This is a genomic window from Streptomyces sp. ISL-43, assembly GCF_018614195.1.
In the GTDB taxonomy this organism is placed as follows: Bacteria; Actinomycetota; Actinomycetes; order Streptomycetales; family Streptomycetaceae; genus Streptomyces.
Map to the genome: position 1 here is coordinate 1 of NZ_JAGGOT010000032.1, position 17,027 is coordinate 17,027.

Here is a 17,027-nt window from a genome sequence, read left to right on the forward strand (position 1 = left end):
ACACCAAAGTCACCAGCATTGCGGCTAGGCCGGCTCGACGCGGACCGCGCAGACCTTGAACTCCGGCATGCGGGACGTGGGGTCCAGCGCCGGGTTGGTCAGGGTGTTGGCGCGGCCCTCGCCCGGCCAGTGGAAGGGCATGAAGACCGTGTCCGCGCGGATGGTGTCCGTGATGCGGGCCGGGGCGACCGCGCGGCCGCGCCGGGAGGTGACGGCCAGGAGGGCGCCGTCGGCCACGCCGATGCGGGCCGCGAGGCGGGGGTGGAGTTCCACGAAGGGGCCGGGGGCGGCTTCGTTGAGCTCCTCCACCCGGCGGGTCTGCGCGCCCGACTGGTACTGGGCGACCACCCGGCCGGTGGTGAGCAGCAGCGGGTACTCCGCGTCCGGGACCTCGGCGGCGTCGCGGTGGGTGACGGGGACGAAGCGGGCCCGGCCGTCCTCGGTGGCGAAGCGGTCCAGGAAGAGGCGCGGGGTGCCGGGGTGGGGCTCGGGCCGGTCGGCCTCCCCCGATGGGGAGTCCGCCGGGGAGTCCGCCCGGGAGTCCGCCGGGCACGGCCAGAAGACTCCCTGCTCGGCTTCGATCCGGGCGTAGCTGATGCCCGAGTAGTCCGCCGGGCCGCCCGCCGAGGCGCGGCGCAGCTCCTCGAAGACCTCCTCGGGCGCGGTCGGGAAGGCCTTCGGCATGCCCAGCCGGGCCGCCAGTCCGTGCAGGACCTCCAGGTCGGAGCGGACGCCCGGCGGCGCGGTCAGTGCCTGGCGACGGAGCAGGACCCTGCCCTCCAGGTTGGTGGTGGTGCCGGTCTCCTCCGCCCACTGGGTGACCGGGAGGACCACGTCCGCCAGGGCGGCGGTCTCGGACAGGACCACGTCCGCGACGGCGAGGAAGTCCAGGGAGCGGATGCGCTCCTCGACGTGGGCGGCGCGGGGGGCCGAGACCACCGGGTTGGAGCCCATCAGGAGCAGGGCCTTGACCTCGGAGCCCAGCGCGTCGAGGAGTTCGTAGGCGCTGCGGCCCGGGCCGGGCAGGTCGTCGGGGTCGATGCCCCAGACCCCGGCCACGTGCGCCCGCGCCGCCGGGTCGGTGAGCTTGCGGTAGCCGGGGAGCTGGTCGGCTTTCTGGCCGTGTTCGCGGCCGCCCTGACCGTTGCCCTGGCCGGTGAGGCATCCGTAGCCGGAGAGCGGGCGGCCGGCGCGGCCGGTGGCGAGGCAGAGGTTGATCCAGGCGCCGACGGTGTCGGTGCCCTTGGACTGCTGCTCGGGGCCGCGTGCGGTGAGCACCATGGCGGAGGAGGGCTCGCAGAACATCCGGACCGCCTCGCGGAGCTTGGGCACGGGCACGCCCGTGATGCGCTCGACGAGCTCCGGCCAGTGCGCCATGGCCCCCGCGCGGGCCTCCTCCCAGCCCGTGGTGCGCTCGGCGATGAACTCCTCGTCCGTGTGCCCGCCGGCCACCACGAGGTGCAGCAGGCCGAGCGCGAGCGCCAGGTCCGTGCCGGGGCGCGGTGCCAGGTGCAGGTCGGCCTGCTCGGCGGTGCGCGTGCGGCGCGGGTCCACCACGATCAGCGTGCCGCCGTTCTCCCTGAGTTCCCGGAAGAAGCGCAGGGCGGGCGGCATGGTCTCGGCGGGGTTGGAGCCGACGAGGATGACGCAGCCGGTCCGGGGGATGTCCTCCAGCGGGAAGGGCAGCCCCCGGTCGAGCCCGAAGGCCCGCTGGTGCGCGGCGGCGGCCGAGGACATGCAGAACCGGCCGTTGTAGTCGATCTGCGAGGTCCGCAGGGCGACGCGGGCGAACTTCCCGAGGGCGTACGCCTTCTCGTTCGTCAGCCCGCCACCGCCGAACACCCCGACCGCGTCCGCCCCGTGGGACCGCCGCGTGCGGGCGAGGCCCTCGGCGACGGCGTCGAGGGCCTCCTCCCAGGTGGCCGGCTCCAGCCGCCCGGCGTGGGTGCGGACGAGCGGCTGGGTCAGGCGCACCCGGGAGGAGAGCACGGAGGGGGCGGTGCGGCCCTTGCCGCACAGCGCGCCCCGGTTCACGGGGAAGTCCGCGCGCTCCTCCACCGCCACACCGGCTCCGTCCGGTTCGGGGCGGAGGTTCATCCCGCACTGCAGCGCGCAGTACGGGCAGTGCGTGGCGGTGACGGCGGAGGAGGCGGTATCGGCCGGTGCGGCTCCCGGGGTGTGCATACGCCTCACGATGCGACGCGGGTGTTACGGCGGGCGCCGCCCCGCGTTACGGGCTGGGGTGTTCGACCTCAGCGCAACCCGGCGGCTCCGGTGAGGCCCGGCCCCCGGCGGAAGGCCGCACGGCCGCCGGGGTGCCGGGTCACTGGCCCGTCAGGTGCTTCACCGTGAGGCCGGCCGTCCAGCCGCCGTCCACCGCGAGCTCGGCGCCGGTCATGTATCCGGCGGCGTCCGAGAGGAGGAAGGCGACCGCGGCGGCGATCTCCTCGGGGAGGCCGACGCGGCCGAGCGGGGCGCCGGGGTAGTTGCCCTCGCCGGCCTGGATGCCGATCGGGGCGGTCATCGGGGTCAGCGTCATGCCGGGGTGGACCGAGTTCACGCGGATCCCCGACTCGGCGAGCTCGACCGCGCCGATCTTCGACAGGCCGCGCACGCCCCACTTCGAGGCGCCGTACCCCGCGGTCAGCGCGAGGCCGGTGAGGCCGGCGGCGGAGGAGATGTTGACGATGGAGCCGCCGCCGTTCGCGCGCAGCAGCGGGATCGCGGTCTTGATGCCGATGAAGACGCCGACCAGGTTGATCTCGACGACCCGGCGGAAGTGCTCGACGCTCTCGTGTTCCAGGAACTGGCCGGTGGCGATGCCGGCGTTGTTGACCAGGCCGTCGATCCGGCCGAACTCGGCGAGCGCGTACCGCAGCGCCGCCTCCCAGTCGGATTCGCTGGTCACGTCGTGGCGCAGGAAGCGTGCCGCGTCGCCGAGCTTCGCGGCCGTTTCGGCGCCCTCCGCCTCCAGGACGTCGGTGATCAGCACCTTGCCGCCGCCGTCCACGACGGCCTGCGCGGCAGCCGCGCCGAGGCCGCGGGCTCCACCGGTGACGACGACGACCTTGTCGCTGAGATCCACAACAGCCACGGTTCCACACCCCTGACGAACGAGACAGACCGGCATATGACTAATCGGCATACGCCGATAGCGGCGTCAGTCTGCCAGAGCGGCCAGGGCCCGCGACACCCCCTCCTCCTTCGGACCCAGGAAGCGCGGCTCCGGCTTGAAGACGGCGTCCAGCGCCGCCTTCCCCGAGGCGAAGACCTCGCGCGCGCCGCCGTAGAACCAGGTCGCGTCGTGCGCCTCGGCCACCCCGACCCCGTACGCGTCCACGCCCGCGGCCCGGCACAGGGCCACCGCCCGGCGGATGTGGAAGCCCTGGCTGATCAGCACCGCCCGGCGCACCCCGAAGATCTCCCGGGCCCGGACGCAGGAGTCCCACGAGTCGAAGCCCGCGTAGTCGCTGACGATGCGGGCGTCCGGCACCCCGTGGCCCGTCAGGTACGCGCGCATCGCGTCGGGCTCGTCGTATTCGGTGCGGCTGTTGTCCCCGGTGACGAGGACGACCTTGACCTTGCCCGCGCGGTAGAGCCCGGCGGCGGCGTCGAGGCGGCTCGCGAGGTACGGGGTGGGCCGGCCGTTCCACAGCCCGGCCCCGAAGACCACCGCCACCTCGGCGGCGGGCGCCCCGGCGGTCGTGCGCAGCCGCGGCCCGGCCGCCGCGTGCGTCCACGCGGAAGGCAGCAGCGCGAGCACGCAGCCGGCCACCACGACCCGCACGGCCCGCCGCCGCGCCCGCACGGTCCGGGGCACCGGGCCCCGTACGGCTTCACGCCGGTCCGGTACGGCCTTGCGCCGCTCCCCCGGCGCCCCGAACCGGTCCCGCGCCGCCCTCGGCAGGCCTCGTACCGCCCCGAGCAGGCCTCGTACCGCTGCGCGCATCACTACCCCCTGTTGGTCCTGTGGACTACGGACGCGTGTACGACCCCGGCGGTTTCCGAGCGGGCGGCCCGGCCGCCGCCGCACCCCCCGCGTCCACCCCCCTGTGAGCAGCCGGAAAACACCCGTCACCCCGGCGCAACGCGTCGGCAACCTGCGGCGCGCAGGATCTGTTCATGACGGAGCCGGCGCACCCTCCCGAGTCCCTGCCCCTCCCGCTTCCCCTTCCGCCGGCCACCACGGCGGAGTTGCTGACCCGGATAACCGCCCAGCTCGGCACGCAGCTCAGCGGCCTGCGCCCCCGACACCACGGAGTCCCCCCATGCAGCCCACCCTCGTCGCCGTGGCCCACGGCAGCCGCGACCCGCGCGCACCGCACACCGTCGAAACCCTCCTCGAGCGGGTCCGCGAGCTCCGCCCCCGCCTCGACGTCCGGCTCGGGCACATCGAGCTGAACCAGCCCCTGCTGGACGACACCCTCGATCAGGTCTCCGGGGCAGCCGTCCTGGTGCCGCTGCTGCTGGGGCGCGGCACCCACGTCAAGCGGGACCTGCCGGCCTCCGCCGCCCGCGCCGGGCACCTGCGGATCCGCATCGCCGCCCCGCTCGGCCCGCATCCGCTGCTCGTCGAGGCCCTGTACGAGCGGCTCGTGGAGGCCGGCTGGAGCGCCGGCTCGCCGGTGGTGCTGGCCTCCGCCGGATCCCGCGACCCCGACTCCGCCGCCGACGCCCGGGTCACCGCCGCCCTGCTCGGCGAACGGCTCGGCGGGGTGCCGGTCGTGGCTGCCTACGCGTCGGCCGCCTCGCCCACCGTGCCCGACGCCGTACGGGCGCTGGCCGCGCGGGGCCGCCACCGGGTCGCGGTCGCCTCCTACTTCACCGCCCCCGGCCGCTTCGCCACCCAGTGCGCCGCCGCCGCGCAGGGCCCGGCCGCCGCCCCGCTCGGGGCCCATCCGGCGCTGGCCCGGCTGGTGCTGCGGCGCTACGACGAAGCCGTCGCGGCCCTCGCGGCCCCCGTACGGCGGGAGCACCCGCTGGAACTGGCCACCGCGTAAGACCGGGTTGGTTGGGATTGCTCGGATTGTCTCGTCTTGTCGGCGGGTGCGGTTACCGTTCTGAGCATGGAAGGCATGGAAGGCACCACCGCACCCATCCGCCCCGACCAGCCCGGCGAGCCGTACGGGAGCGCCGACACCGAGCGCTGGGCCACCGAGCCCGACAAACGGCCGGGCCGGACCGCCTTCCAGCGCGACCGCGCCCGCGTGCTGCACTCCGCCGCCCTGCGCCGGCTCGCCGGGAAGACCCAGGTGGTCACCCCCGGGACGCGTTCGTACGACTGGGACGCGAGTCCCCGTACGCGCCTGACCCACTCCCTCGAATGCGCCCAGGTCGGCCGCGAGCTCGGCGCCGCGCTCGGCTGCGACCCCGACCTGGTCGAGGCGGCCTGCCTCTCGCACGACATGGGCCACCCGCCCTTCGGCCACAACGGCGAGGAGGCGCTCAACGAGTTCGCCAAGGACTGCGGCGGCTTCGAGGGCAACGCCCAGTCGCTGCGCCTGCTGACCCGCCTGGAGCCCAAGCGGTTCGTACCCGATCCGGCGACCGGCGAGCTGGTCAGTGTCGGGCTGAATCTGACCCGGGCCGCTCTGGACGCCGCCACCAAGTACCCCTGGGCGCGCGGGGACCACCCGACCGACCCGGACTCGGTGAAGTTCGGCGCGTACGACGACGACCTGCCGGTCTTCGCGTGGTTGCGCCGCGGCGCGCCCGCGGACCGCAAGTGCTTCGAGGCGCAGGTCATGGACTGGTCGGACGACGTGGCGTACTCCGTCCACGACTTCGAGGACGGCCTGCACGCCGGCCACCTCGACCCGAACCTCCTGTTCGCCGAGCCCGAGCGCACCGCGATCTGGCGGGTCGCCATCGGCCGGTACGTGCCCTCCGACACCGAGCCGGAGGAACTGCGCGAGGCGCTGGACCGGCTGATGGAGCAGGAGTGGTGGCCGCACGGGTACGACGGCTCGGCCGTCGCCCAGGCCCGGCTGAAGGACGCCACCAGCCAGCTGATCGGCCGCTTCTGCCTGGCCGCCGAGGGCGCCACCCGGCAGGCGTACGGCACCGGCCGGCTGACCCGGTACGCGGCGGAGCTGGTGGTCCCGCGCGAGGCGCGCAACGAGTGCGCCGTGCTGAAGGCCGTCGCCGACCTGTACGTGATGCAGCGCGACGAGCAGGAGCGGATCCGAGCCGATCAGCGCATCGTCCTGGCCGAGCTCGCGGAGGCGCTCAGCGCCCGCGCGCCCGAGGGCCTGGACCCGCAGTTCCGGGCGGTCTTCGACGAGGCCCCGGACGACAAGGCCCGCAAACGCGCGGTCGTCGACCAGATCGCGGCGCTCACGGACGCCGCCGCGCGCTCCCTGCACGCCCGTCTCACGCTGCGCACGCGACGCGCCGGAGGGTGAGCTGATCGGGCCACTCCCCCTTCACGCGGCAGGCTCAGTGCGGGACGCTCGCATGTGGTCGCATGTGGCGCAGAGGTTATGAGGAGGCATCAGGTGGTCGACGCACACCGGACGTTCGTCATCGTGGGCGCAGGGCTCGCCGGGGCCAAGGCAGCCGAGACGCTGCGGTCGGAGGGGTTCACGGGACGGGTGATCCTGATCGGCGACGAGCGCGAGCATCCCTACGAACGGCCCCCGCTCTCCAAGGGCTACCTGGCGGGCAAGGAGGAGCGCGAGAGCGTCTTCGTCCACGAGGCGTCCTGGTACGCGGCCTCCGACATCGAGCTGCACCTCGGCCAGCCCGCGGTCCAGCTGGACCGGGACGCCAAGAAGGTGGTCCTCGGCGACGGCACGGCGCTGCCCTACGACAAGCTGCTCCTCGCCACCGGCGCCGAGCCGCGCCGGCTCGACATCCCGGGCACCGGGCTGGTCGGGGTGCACCACCTGCGCCGGCTCGCGCACGCCGAGCGGCTGCGCGGGGTCCTCGCGGGCCTGGGCCGGGACAACGGGCACCTGCTGATCGCGGGCGCCGGCTGGATCGGCCTGGAGGTCGCCGCGGCGGCCCGGGGGTACGGGGCCGAGGTCACCGTGATCGAGCCGGAGGCGACCCCGCTGTACACGGTGCTCGGTCCGGAGATCGGCCGGCTCTTCGCCGACCTGCACGCCGAGCACGGGGTCCGCTTCCACTTCGGCGCCCGGCTGACCGAGATCATCGGGCACGACGGGATGGTCCTGGCGGCCCGCACCGACGACGGCGAGGAGCACCCGGCGCACGCCGTCCTCGCGGCGATCGGGGCCGCGCCGCGGACCGCGCTCGCCGAGACCTCGGGTCTGGCCCTGGTGGACCGGGAGCACGGCGGCGGGATCGCCGTGGACGCCTCGCTGCGCACCTCCGACCCGGACGTCTTCGCGGTCGGTGACGTGGCGGCAGCGCACCACCCGGTGCTGGGGACCCGGCTGCGGGTGGAGCACTGGGCGAACGCCCTCAACGGGGGTCCGGCCGCCGCGCGGGCGATGCTCGGGCAGGAGGTCTCGTACGACCGCGTGCCCTACTTCTTCTCCGACCAGTACGACGTGGGCCTGGAGTACTCGGGGTACGCGCCGGCAGGCGGCTACGACCAGGTGCTGATCCGCGGGGACGTGGGCAAGCGGGAGTTCATCGCCTTCTGGCTCTCGGACGGGCGGGTCCTGGCCGGGATGAACGTGAACGTGTGGGACGTCACCGAGCACATCCAGGCCCTGATCAGGTCGAAAGCGCCCGTCGACCGCGAGAAACTGGCGGATCCGTCGATTCCGCTTTCCGCCCTGGTACCGGCGGAGGGGGCCTGACGGGTTTGTCGGTCCCCGGCCGTAGACTTCACGCGTGGCAGGACGGATCAACGACGACGACGTGAAGGCGGTACGGGACGCGGTCCCTATCGACGCCGTGGTCTCGGAGTACCTCCAGCTGCGCAACGCCGGCGGCGGGAACCTCAAGGGCCTGTGTCCCTTCCATGACGAGAAGTCCCCGTCCTTCCAGGTCAGCCCCAGCAAGGGCTTCTACCACTGCTTCGGCTGCCAGGCGGGCGGGGACACCCTCGACTTCGTCATGAAGATCGACCACCTCTCCTTCTCGGAGGCGGTCGAGCGGCTCGCCGGCCTGGCCGGCATCACCCTGCGGTACGAGGAGGGCGGCTACACCGCCGGCACCAGCGGACGCGGCGAGCGCATCCGGCTGGTCGAGGCGCACAAAGCGGCCGCCGACTTCTACATGGACCAGCTCGGCAGCGCCGAAGCGGAGATCGGCCGCAGGTTCCTGGCCGAGCGCGGCTTCGACCAGGCCGCCGCCGCGCACTTCAGCGTCGGCTACAGCCCGGCCGGCTGGGACCACCTGACCCGCTTCCTGCGCGGCAAGGGCTTCAGCGACAAGGAACTGATCACCTCGGGCCTGGCCCAGGACAGCCGCAGCGGAAAGCCCATCGACCGCTTCCGCGGCCGGCTGATGTGGCCCATCCGCGACATCAGCGGCGAGGTCGTCGGCTTCGGCGCGCGCAAGCTGCGCGACGACGACAACGGCCCCAAGTACCTGAACACGCCCGAGACCTCGATCTACAAGAAGTCCCAGGTGCTCTACGGCATCGACCTGGCCAAGAAGGAGATCGCCAAGACCTCCCGGGCCGTGGTGGTCGAGGGCTACACCGACGTGATGGCCTGCCACATGGCCGGGGTCACGACCGCGATCGCCACCTGCGGCACCGCCTTCGGCGGCGACCACATCAAGATCCTGCGCCGCCTGCTGATGGACAACGCGACGGCCGAGGTGATCTTCACCTTCGACGGCGACTCGGCCGGGCAGAAGGCCGCGCTGCGCGCCTTCGAGGACGACCAGAAGTTCGCCGCCGAGACCTCCATCACCATCGCCCCGGGCGGCATGGACCCTTGCGACCTGCGCCTCGCGCAAGGCGACGTGGCCGTGGCCGGACTGGTCGAGGCCCGCACCCCGCTCTTCGAGTTCGCGCTGCGGCACATCGTGGCCCGGCACAACCTGGAGAATCCCGCCGGGCGGGCGGCCGCGCTGGAAGAAGCCGCCCCGATCATCAAGAAGATCAAGAACGTCGCGATCCAGCACGAGTCGGCGGTCCAGCTCGCGGGCATGCTCGGCATGCGCGACGAGCAGTTCGTGGTCAAGCGGATCGCCCAGCTGGACCGTTGGGCCCGGGAACGGGGCAACCAGCCCCAGCAGCAGCGCCGGGGCAGCCACTCGTACGAGGACATCCCCGCACCGGCCGCCACGCCTACGGGTCCGGCGCTGAACCTGCGCAGCCCCGCCCACATCACCGAGCGCGAGCTGCTCAAGCTGGCGCTCCAGCGCCCGGCCCTGGTCTCCCCCGCCTTCGACGCGTACGGGATGGACGAGTTCACCGCCCCGCCCTACGCGGCCGTCCGCCAGGCGATCCAGGACGCCGGCGGCGCTTCCCTGGGCAGCGAGGACTACCTGACCCGGGTCCGGGACGCCGCGCCGAACGACACCGTCCGCGCGCTGGTCACCGAGCTGGTCGTCGAGGCCATCCACGCGAAGACGGTGGACGAGGTCTACGCCGGGGTCCAGCTGGTCCAGGTCCGGCTGCGCGCGGTCGACCGCCGGGTGCACGAGATCCAGGGCACCCTGGCCCGCCTCGGCCACCAGGACGCGCCGGAGCAGCTGGCGGCGGTCCAGGAAGAGCTGTGGGTCCTCCAGCAGTACGGGCAGCGCCTGCGCAACCGGGGCGCGGAAGGCCTGTAGGCCGGTCGGGCGTCAGGCGTGCTGCGGCACCTCGTCCTTCAACATCGTCCGCAGCATGTCGCGGAACTCCGGTGTGTCGACCTCGCTGTGCACGGACACGGAGTGCTCGGTGGCCGCCCTGATCACTTCCTCTTCCTCGCCCGCGATGGTCAGGCTGCACTTGGCCTCGCTGGGGTAGTCCCTGCAGTCGATGACCTTACGCAGGGTGTGCCTCCAGGATGGGTGGTGCGCCTGCCGGCGTCGCCGTCCGAGCGGCGCTCGGACGGGAGGGCGGGGCCAGGTGTATTCGGGCTCTCCTTCCACGATCCTCCCTACGGGCCCGGGACGCGCTCTGGGGCCAGGCCCGGCCACCGTGTGGACGGGCCTGGACACCCTGCGTGCGGACCACACCCGGCGGCGGATCGAGGTCGTCTCGCGCGAGTGACGACGCCGCCCCGCCGCCACCACCACCGGCCCGGCCGGCCCCACCGGCTCCCGCGGCCGGGGCCCGCACCCGGCGGTGGTGGCGGCCGTCGTCATGACGGCCTGAGGACGGCCTACCGGCGCAGCCAGTCGCCGCCGGGGATCCGCTTGCCCGAGCGTGCGAGGCGGCTTGCCAGTGGTGGCGCCGCCAGGTAGACCCAGGCGCGGACCGGGGTGCCGTCGGGGCGCAGGGCCTCGCGGGCGATGCGGTCGTAGATGTTGCCGGGGCTCCCGGGGCCCTCGTACTCCTCCAGCAGATCGAGCGCGACGAGGAGTTCCCCGTAGGCGCCCGGGGCCGGGGTGATCAGCTCCCCGGCCACGGCGGAGCCCGCGCGGGCGACGGCGAAGGGGTAGCCGGGGCCCTCGTACAGTGCCGCGTCCGGCAGCCGGGCGGGCTCCTCGGCGGCCGTGCGGCCGCGCAGGAACAGGTCGTGGTTGACCTCGCCCGGGCGCAGGGTCCCGTAGACGAAGAAGGGCAGCTCCTCCACCTGGGGAATCGTTCCTTCGCCGTGGCCTTCCGGCCGATCGGCCGATGTCATGCGGCCCTCCCTCGACTCACAGTGGGCTGTCCGCCGGACCGCCACCGGCCGCCGCCGGGTCGAAAGTCCCCTGTTCGGCGGCGAAAGTCCGCGTACGCACCGCTGTTACACAACCTCCCGACGCCCGTGACCGACGCCGTCTACCGTCAGTCTGCCTCCTCCCCCGCCGCCCCCTCCCACCACCTGACGGTTCCGCCCCATGACTCGACCGACCCGCCGCGGCCTCGTCGCCGCCGCCCTGCTCTGCGCCGGCCTCGGCGGCTGCGCCGCGCCCGGCGGCCTCGACCGGGGCGAGCCCGCGCCGCCCGTCTCGGCCCAGCCGCGGCCGAAGCCGCTGTGGCCGCTGTGGGCCGACGACTCCCCGACCTCCGGCGCCGCCGCGGTGGCCAGCCGGATGCCACCGCCCCAGCCGCTCAAGGACGCCCCCGCCGTGGGGCCGGAGGGGATCGAGAAGGTCGACGTGATGGCCGTCCTGCGCGCGGACAAGTCGATGAAGCAGTTCGGCCGCTCGGAGACGATCGAGGGCCCCGGCCGGGCCGGGGTCCGCCCGCCGCGGTTCGCCGACCTGACCGGCGACGGGAAGCCCGAGCTGATCGTCGCAGCCGACACCCCCAGCAGGCGTTCGATGCTGAGCGTCTACACCGTGGCCGACGGAAGGATCGTCCCGATCCTGTTCACCACCGGCCGGCGGATGAGCCCCGAGATCGTCGGCAGCGACCTGCTGATCCGCACCGCCGACGACGACGGGTCCGCGCAAGCCGTCCGCTACCACTGGGACGGCCGGCGGATGACCGTGCTCAGCGACGAGCGGCAGTTCGGCGACACCATCTCCGGCGCGCACCCCGGGCAGTACCCGGCCCCGCGGCCGTCCGGCTGCGAATCCGCCGCCGGGAAGGACCAGGGCGCCCGGTGAAACGCGCCGCGCTCCGCTGCCGCCGCCTCCTGCACGCCCTGGGCCTGCGCTGGAAGATCTCCGTACTGCTCGCCGTCGGCTGCTCGCTCGTCGCGCTCACCATCGGCGTACTGATCCACGAGGCCCGGGTCCACCAGGTGTCCGACGCGGCGCGCCAGAGCGCCGTCGCGCAACTCGTCCGCGTCAGGCAGGTGTACGAGCTCACGGGCCGGCTGGACTTCGACAAGGTCGGCGAGGCCGACGCGCGCATCGACTGCCCCAGCCTGCCCGAGCCCCTGCGGCGGGCGGCCCTCTCCGGGCAGCGCACCACCTACCTGGACCTGGACGGGCCCCGCCCGGCGGTGTGGGCCGCCCGGCCGGTCGGCAGCGACCAAGTGCTCTCCGTACGGCAGTCCCTGGACGCGGACCGGGCGGAACTGGCAGAACTGGACCACCAGTTGATCGCCTTCGGGGTGGTGGTCGTCAGCCTCGCGGCGATCGGCGGGGCGGCGCTGGCCAGCCGGCTGAGCAAGGACCTGCGGTCGGCGGCCGAGACCGCCCGGCGGATCAGCGCGGGCGAACTGGACGCGCGGATCGGCCCGTCGGGCGTGCCGGGGACCCGCGACGAGGTGGCCGAGCTGTCCTCGGCGGTCGACACGATGGCGGCGAGCCTGCAGCGGCGGCTGGTGGCGGAGCAGCGGTTCACGGCCGACGTGGCGCACGAGCTGCGGACCCCGCTGACCGGACTGCACACGGCCGCCGAACTGCTGCCTCCGGGGCGGCCCACCGAGCTGGTGCGCGACCGGGTCTCGGCCCTGCGCACCCTGACCGAGGACCTCCTGGAGGTGGCCCGGCTGGACGCGGACCGGGAGGTGGCGCAGCTGGACACGCACGCGCTGGGGCCGCTGGTGGAGTCCATCACCCGGCGTTCGGGGGTCGAGGCGCGGGTGGTGGGCGCGGACGGCACGGCATGCGTGCGCACGGACGTCCGACGCCTGGAGCGCATCCTGACGAACCTGCTGGTCAACGCCCGCAGGCACGGCGGAGCCCCGGTCACGGTGACGGTGGCCGGGAACACGGTGACGGTCCGCGACCGGGGCCCGGGCTTCCCCGAGACGCTGCTGCGCGACGGCCCGCAGCGCTTCCTGACCGGTGCGACGGAACGCGGCCAGGGCACGGGCCTGGGCCTCACCATCGCCCTGGGCCAGGCGCAGGTCATCGGCGCCACGGTGACCCTCGCCAACGCCGGCCCCTCGGGCGCGGCAGCCACGCTTACCCTCCCTCCGGCCGAATCCGGCCCCGCCGGCCCGTCCACCGCGCCTCTTTAGCCCCGCCGGCCCGTCCACCGCGCCTCTTTAGCCCCGCCGGCCGGTCCACCGCGCCTCTTCCGCCCCGCCGCCAGGCCAGCGTCACCCGGACGGGGTGGGGGTCCACGGATGGCCCATCACAGCCGCTGACCTGCACAAACGGCACACTCGCGGGCATCCCGGGGCTCAATCTGACACCACATCAGCAGGCGCCGGCCCGGGCGCCCGGGTTACCTCGGAAACACGACCCCGTGTCCACAGGAGACCTCCCATGCGCCGACGCACAGCCCACGCGCTCACCGCCACCGCGCTGACCGCTGCCGCGTTCACCGGCCCGGTGGCCGGTGCGGTCGCCGCCGTGGACCTGGGCATGGCGAGCTTCGCGGCCGGGGACTTCGCCCCGCTGGAGGTCTGGCCCAAGTCGGCCGCCCCCGGCACGACCGTCACGGTGAACACCAGCGCCTGCGGCCCCGCAAGCCACGCCGAGGGCGATGCCACCACCGTCGGGGGCGGCCGCTTCAAGCTGACCCCGGGGACCCGCAAGGAGGTGGTCGTGGGGCAGTTCCAGGTCGCCCGCGGCACCCGTCCCGGCACCTACGGCATCGGCGCCACCTGTGCGAACGGCAAGTTCGCCACCGGCGACCTGATCGTCACCGAGCACGACCGCGGCCCTCAGGGCCACGTGCGGACCGGGGTGGGCGGTGGCACGACCACCACCGCCGACCCCGCCAAGATCGCGGCGGGAGCGGCAGTACTGGTCGCGGCCGCCGCCGGCGGTACCTGGCTCCTGCGTCGCCGGGCGAGCGGCACGCGGAGCTGACGGACGCCCACCGCGGCTCCGGCCGCGGTCCGACCGGTACCGTCCCCCGTCGCCCGCCCCGCGAGGTCCCCCCCGTTCGCGGGGCCGGGCGACGGCCAGTCAAGGAACGAAGGCGCGAAGGGCTGGTGCTGCGACCGGAGGGGTCCACCGGGTCGCGGCGCCCGACACGGCACCTCGCCGCGTCGTCGGACCACGGACGTACGTCCAGTACGAGCCGCGGCCCTCCGCCTTCCGACGCACCGCACCGAACACCGCGACCCGGCAAACCTTCCCGGCCACAGCACTAGGGGGCCCGCGATGGACGCAAGCCGAGCCCGCTCCGGCGGGCTCGTGGCGCTCGCCGCCTGCATCGGAGTCTGGCTCGTCGGCAGCGGCTCGGGCGAGCGGGTCCGGCCCCCGCTGCCCTCCCCCGGCGAGGCGCTGAGCGCCCACGCCCAGTACCCCGGGGCGATCGCCCCGCTCAGCGGTTCCCCGCCCACCCGCATCAAGATCCCCTCCATCCGGGTGGACGCCCCGCTCACCGGGCTCGGGCTCCAGTCCGACGGCAGCCTCGAAGTGCCGCCGCCCGCCCGCCGGGACCTGGCGGGCTGGTACCGCGACGGGACCACCCCGGGCGCCACCGGCACCGCGGTCGTCGCCGGGCACGTGGACGACGCGACCGGCCCGGCGGTCTTCTACCACCTCGGGGCGCTGCGCCGGGGAGCCCTGATCGAGGTCGCCCGCGCGGACGGGCGTACGGCCGTGTTCACGGTCCACGCGGTGGAGGTCTACGACGCCAGGGCCTTCCCCGACACCCGCGTCTACGGGTCTTCGCCGCGCGCCGAGCTCCGCGTCATCACGTGCGGCGGCGGCTTCACCCCGCGCACCGGCTACCAGGGCAACGTGGTCGTCTTCGCCCACCTCACGGGCACGTACTGAGGCACCCGGCCGGGCGGGCCCGGACGCGCCGGTCTCAGAACGACGGCGCGTACCAGCGGCGGTGGACGTACGGCTCGACGCACAGGACGGCGGCGCCCGCGACGGCGCCGACGAGGAGCGAGGTCCAGCCGCCCCCGGCGAGGAGCGCGCCCGCACAGGCGGCGGCCACGAACAGCGGCCGCGCCAGGGTCAGCGGCCCGAGGCCGATCACCATCGCGAGGGTGCTGGCCCGGAACGGCAGGGCGAAGTAGGCGGCGAGCGAGAGCGCGACCGCGAGGGCGTAGGCCCCGAGCGGGACGAGGAAGCCGGCGCCGCCGTCGGCGAGGGCGCCGTACGCCCGGTCCGGATCGTCGGCGGCCAGCAGGACGCCGCCGGCCGTGAGCGCGGGGGCGAGCAGCAGGACCGCGCCGACGCCGAGGCCGCGCAGGGCCGCGCGGGCGATGGCTCGGTGCTTGCGGATCCGGGCGTCCCGGCCGGCGTAGGCGCGGAAGCCGCTGAACGCGGCGTCGACGAGGCCGAGGACGGCGAGCGGCAGGACCGGGTTCACCGTGCGGACCCGAGGGAGGCTCCGGTCGAAGCGCCGGTGCCCGCGGCGCCGGGCAGCCCGGGGCCGGCCGGCCGGCCGGGGCTCAGCCGCTCCGCGCCCACGAGCCGGCGGGAGTCGCGGCCGAGGGCCCGGCGCAGCGGCTCCTCCAGCTCGGGCCGGACGCCGAGGATCGGGCGCAGGGTGGTGCAGAAGGGGTTGGCCAGGCTCCGGGGTTCGTAGAGCAGGGGCCGGATGCCGGGCACGCTCGCGGCGCGCAGCAGGGTTTCGTCGGAGTGGGCGCGGCGGGCGGAGACGACTCCGTCGTGGCGGCCGAGCGGGTGGCGCATTCGGGCCCGGTGGAACATCCAGGCGCCGACGGGTGCCAGCCCGGTGGCGGCGATGTCGAAATGACAGAAGGCGAGGGCCGGCGAGTCGGCCTGGGCCTCGAAGAACTCCCCGAGCGCGGGGCCGCGGAAGTGGTGCAGCACCCCGGTCGAGACGTAGACGGTGGCGACCTCCGGCAGGTCGAAGGCGTTGCCGTGGACGAACCGGCAGTCGAGCCCCTCGGCGCGGGCCAGCCGGTCGGCCTCTGCGACCAGTGCGGCGTCGAGGTCGACACCGATGAGCTCGACGCCGGGGCCCAGGGCGCCGGTGGCCGCGAGCCGGCGGATCAGGTAGCCGAGCCCGCAGCCGATGTCGACGAGTCGGAACCGGCCGCGCCGGCCGGCGATCTCGCGGATGGCCTCGAAGAGCGGGCCGATCACGTGCACCAGGCGTTCGTCGACGCGCAGTTCCTCGCTGAGCCGCTGCATCTCGGTGTGGACGCCGATCATCAGGCGGTCCACGGCGAGCGGGTCGAGCACGTCGTCCGGGCCGGCCGGCAGCCGGGCGACGATGCGGGCCGCGCGCCGGTCCCCGGACTCCCGGAGCCTGCGGATCACGTCATCGCGGCGGACCGGGAGGCGCTCCCCGGTGCGCGGGTCCGTGACGGTGATCAGGTCGGATATCTCGAGGAGGTGCACGAGCGGAACTTTACGCCCAGGGTCAGCCCCACTGCTCGAAGCCCAGCTTGAGCACGAGGGCGCCGACCACCGTCAGGAGGACGCCGCGTACGAAGCCGCTGCCCTTCTTCAGCGCCATGCGGGCGCCGATCATGGCACCGGCCAGGTTGAACGCCGCCATCAGCGCGGCCAGTTGCCACAGCACCATGCCCTGGTACGCGAACATCGCGAGCGCCCCGGCGTTGGTGCACACGTTGACGATCTTCGCCGTGGCGGAGGCGGTGACCAGGTCGAGGTGGAGGAGGGCCGTCAGGGCCAGGACGAGGAAGGTGCCGGTGCCGGGCCCGATGAGGCCGTCGTAGAACCCGATGCCGAGGCCGGCCAGGGCGATGGCGAGCAGGACGCGCTGCCGGCTGACGGGGGTCGCGCCGGGGGCGGTGCCGAAGGCGGGCCGAAAGAGCACGAAGCCGGCGACGACCACCAGGACGACCATGATCATCGGACGCAGCGCGTCCTTGCTGATCCCGCCGGCCAGCGCGGCCCCGCCCATCGAGCCGGCGAGCGCCGCCAGGCCGATGCGGACGGCGAGCTTCACGTCCACCCGGGTCTTGCGCAGGTAGGTCACGGCCGCGCCCGAGGTCCCGACGATGGCCACGGCCTTGTTGGTGCCGAGGACGGTCGCGGGGTGGGCGTTCGGCAGGCCGAGCAGCAGGGCCGGCAGGAGCAGCAGGCCGCCGCCGCCCACGACGGCGTCGATCCAGCCCGCCGCGGCGGCGGCCACGCACAGCACGATGATCATGGTTGTCGATATGTCAGGCACGGCACCGACCCTACGGAGCAGGTGGGTGCACCAGCCA

General features: G+C 74.4%; 16 protein-coding genes. 8 read left to right on the top strand and 8 right to left on the bottom strand.

Translation table 11 applies throughout. The features are described 5' to 3' along the window. Nucleotides 1-24 precede the first annotated feature (24 nt). From J7F03_RS18525 to J7F03_RS18535, 3 genes are all read right to left on the bottom strand, one after another. Nucleotides 25-2,184 carry a molybdopterin oxidoreductase family protein gene (locus J7F03_RS18525; RefSeq protein WP_214950757.1) on the bottom strand — a complete coding sequence of 720 codons (2,160 nt, stop codon included), beginning with the start codon at nucleotides 2,182-2,184 and terminating at the stop codon, nucleotides 25-27. A 139-nt stretch (nucleotides 2,185-2,323) separates the two neighbouring features. Beyond that, nucleotides 2,324-3,130, bottom strand: coding sequence for a glucose 1-dehydrogenase (locus J7F03_RS18530; RefSeq protein WP_214951001.1), 807 nt, complete (start codon nucleotides 3,128-3,130; stop codon nucleotides 2,324-2,326). Between the two features lie 30 nt (nucleotides 3,131-3,160). Further along, the gene (locus tag J7F03_RS18535) at nucleotides 3,161-3,949 is read right to left on the bottom strand and encodes a vancomycin high temperature exclusion protein (protein WP_214950758.1); all 789 of its coding nucleotides are present in this window, start codon (nucleotides 3,947-3,949) and stop codon (nucleotides 3,161-3,163) included. 319 nt (nucleotides 3,950-4,268) lie between these two features. Here J7F03_RS18535 and J7F03_RS18540 point away from each other — a divergent pair, with 319 nt between their 5' ends. The 4 genes from J7F03_RS18540 (at nucleotide 4,269) to dnaG (ending at nucleotide 9,705) form a co-directional block, all read left to right on the top strand. Next, a complete protein-coding gene (locus J7F03_RS18540; RefSeq protein ID WP_214950759.1) occupies nucleotides 4,269-5,000 on the top strand; it encodes a sirohydrochlorin chelatase in 732 nt (243 codons plus the stop codon). Between the two features lie 66 nt (nucleotides 5,001-5,066). Continuing rightward, nucleotides 5,067-6,404 (top strand): deoxyguanosinetriphosphate triphosphohydrolase, encoded by a 1,338-nt coding sequence (locus J7F03_RS18545; protein ID WP_214950761.1) that lies wholly within the window; start codon nucleotides 5,067-5,069, stop codon nucleotides 6,402-6,404. A 93-nt stretch (nucleotides 6,405-6,497) separates the two neighbouring features. Next, entirely contained in the window at nucleotides 6,498-7,772 is a 1,275-nt protein-coding gene (locus J7F03_RS18550) for an FAD-dependent oxidoreductase (RefSeq protein WP_214950762.1), read from the top strand. Nucleotides 7,773-7,806: 34 nt separating this feature from the next. Further along, nucleotides 7,807-9,705, top strand: coding sequence for a DNA primase (gene dnaG, locus J7F03_RS18555; protein WP_214950764.1), 1,899 nt, complete (start codon nucleotides 7,807-7,809; stop codon nucleotides 9,703-9,705). A gap of 12 nt (nucleotides 9,706-9,717) precedes the next feature. Here the strand turns inward: dnaG and J7F03_RS42665 are convergent, their stop codons facing one another. Continuing rightward, nucleotides 9,718-10,224, bottom strand: coding sequence for a DUF1059 domain-containing protein (locus J7F03_RS42665; RefSeq protein ID WP_374104361.1), 507 nt, complete (start codon nucleotides 10,222-10,224; stop codon nucleotides 9,718-9,720). Nucleotides 10,225-10,241: 17 nt separating this feature from the next. Then, entirely contained in the window at nucleotides 10,242-10,706 is a 465-nt protein-coding gene (locus tag J7F03_RS18565) for a gamma-glutamylcyclotransferase family protein (protein ID WP_214950766.1), read from the bottom strand. 199 nt (nucleotides 10,707-10,905) lie between these two features. On the opposite strand from J7F03_RS18565, the gene J7F03_RS18570 reads away from it, so the two are divergent. The 4 genes from J7F03_RS18570 to J7F03_RS18585 all read left to right on the top strand — a co-directional run bounded on the left by J7F03_RS18570 (nucleotide 10,906) and on the right by J7F03_RS18585 (nucleotide 14,643). Beyond that, complete coding sequence (locus J7F03_RS18570) at nucleotides 10,906-11,619, top strand: hypothetical protein (protein ID WP_214950768.1); 714 nt, start codon at nucleotides 10,906-10,908, stop codon at nucleotides 11,617-11,619. Continuing rightward, nucleotides 11,616-12,926, top strand: a complete 1,311-nt coding sequence (locus tag J7F03_RS18575; RefSeq protein ID WP_308379713.1) for a HAMP domain-containing sensor histidine kinase — start codon at nucleotides 11,616-11,618, stop codon at nucleotides 12,924-12,926. Before J7F03_RS18570 ends, J7F03_RS18575 begins: the two co-directional genes overlap by 4 nt. 250 nt (nucleotides 12,927-13,176) lie before the next feature. After that, nucleotides 13,177-13,725 carry a hypothetical protein gene (locus J7F03_RS18580; RefSeq protein ID WP_251072128.1) on the top strand — a complete coding sequence of 183 codons (549 nt, stop codon included), beginning with the start codon at nucleotides 13,177-13,179 and terminating at the stop codon, nucleotides 13,723-13,725. 297 nt (nucleotides 13,726-14,022) lie between these two features. Next, the gene (locus J7F03_RS18585; RefSeq protein WP_214950770.1) at nucleotides 14,023-14,643 is read left to right on the top strand and encodes a class F sortase; all 621 of its coding nucleotides are present in this window, start codon (nucleotides 14,023-14,025) and stop codon (nucleotides 14,641-14,643) included. Between the two features lie 34 nt (nucleotides 14,644-14,677). On the opposite strand, the gene J7F03_RS18590 is transcribed toward J7F03_RS18585, so the two are convergent. Genes J7F03_RS18590 through J7F03_RS18600 form a run of 3 tightly spaced genes read right to left on the bottom strand, consistent with a single transcriptional unit; the run spans nucleotide 14,678 to nucleotide 16,990 of the window. Beyond that, nucleotides 14,678-15,190, bottom strand: a complete 513-nt coding sequence (locus J7F03_RS18590) for a hypothetical protein (RefSeq protein WP_214950772.1) — start codon at nucleotides 15,188-15,190, stop codon at nucleotides 14,678-14,680. After that, a complete protein-coding gene (locus tag J7F03_RS18595) occupies nucleotides 15,187-16,191 on the bottom strand; it encodes a class I SAM-dependent methyltransferase (RefSeq protein WP_214950774.1) in 1,005 nt (334 codons plus the stop codon). Before J7F03_RS18595 ends, J7F03_RS18590 begins: the two co-directional genes overlap by 4 nt. A gap of 22 nt (nucleotides 16,192-16,213) precedes the next feature. After that, nucleotides 16,214-16,990: a TSUP family transporter gene (locus J7F03_RS18600; RefSeq protein ID WP_214950775.1), complete on the bottom strand. Its 777-nt coding sequence runs from the start codon at nucleotides 16,988-16,990 to the stop codon at nucleotides 16,214-16,216. Nucleotides 16,991-17,027: the final 37 nt, after the last annotated feature.

Excerpts from the sequence above, each read along its gene's own strand:
- J7F03_RS18525 (WP_214950757.1), bottom strand. The coding sequence starts at position 2,184 with ATGCACACCCCGGGAGCCGCACCGGCCGATACCGCCTCCTCCGCCGTC.
- J7F03_RS18530 (WP_214951001.1), bottom strand. The coding sequence starts at position 3,130 with ATGCCGGTCTGTCTCGTTCGTCAGGGGTGTGGAACCGTGGCTGTTGTG.
- J7F03_RS18535 (WP_214950758.1), bottom strand. The coding sequence starts at position 3,949 with ATGCGCGCAGCGGTACGAGGCCTGCTCGGGGCGGTACGAGGCCTGCCG.
- J7F03_RS18540 (WP_214950759.1), top strand. The coding sequence starts at position 4,269 with ATGCAGCCCACCCTCGTCGCCGTGGCCCACGGCAGCCGCGACCCGCGC.
- J7F03_RS18545 (WP_214950761.1), top strand. The coding sequence starts at position 5,067 with ATGGAAGGCATGGAAGGCACCACCGCACCCATCCGCCCCGACCAGCCC.
- J7F03_RS42665 (WP_374104361.1), bottom strand. The coding sequence starts at position 10,224 with ATGACGACGGCCGCCACCACCGCCGGGTGCGGGCCCCGGCCGCGGGAG.
- J7F03_RS18565 (WP_214950766.1), bottom strand. The coding sequence starts at position 10,706 with ATGACATCGGCCGATCGGCCGGAAGGCCACGGCGAAGGAACGATTCCC.
- J7F03_RS18570 (WP_214950768.1), top strand. The coding sequence starts at position 10,906 with ATGACTCGACCGACCCGCCGCGGCCTCGTCGCCGCCGCCCTGCTCTGC.
- J7F03_RS18580 (WP_251072128.1), top strand. The coding sequence starts at position 13,177 with ATGCGCCGACGCACAGCCCACGCGCTCACCGCCACCGCGCTGACCGCT.
- J7F03_RS18585 (WP_214950770.1), top strand. The coding sequence starts at position 14,023 with ATGGACGCAAGCCGAGCCCGCTCCGGCGGGCTCGTGGCGCTCGCCGCC.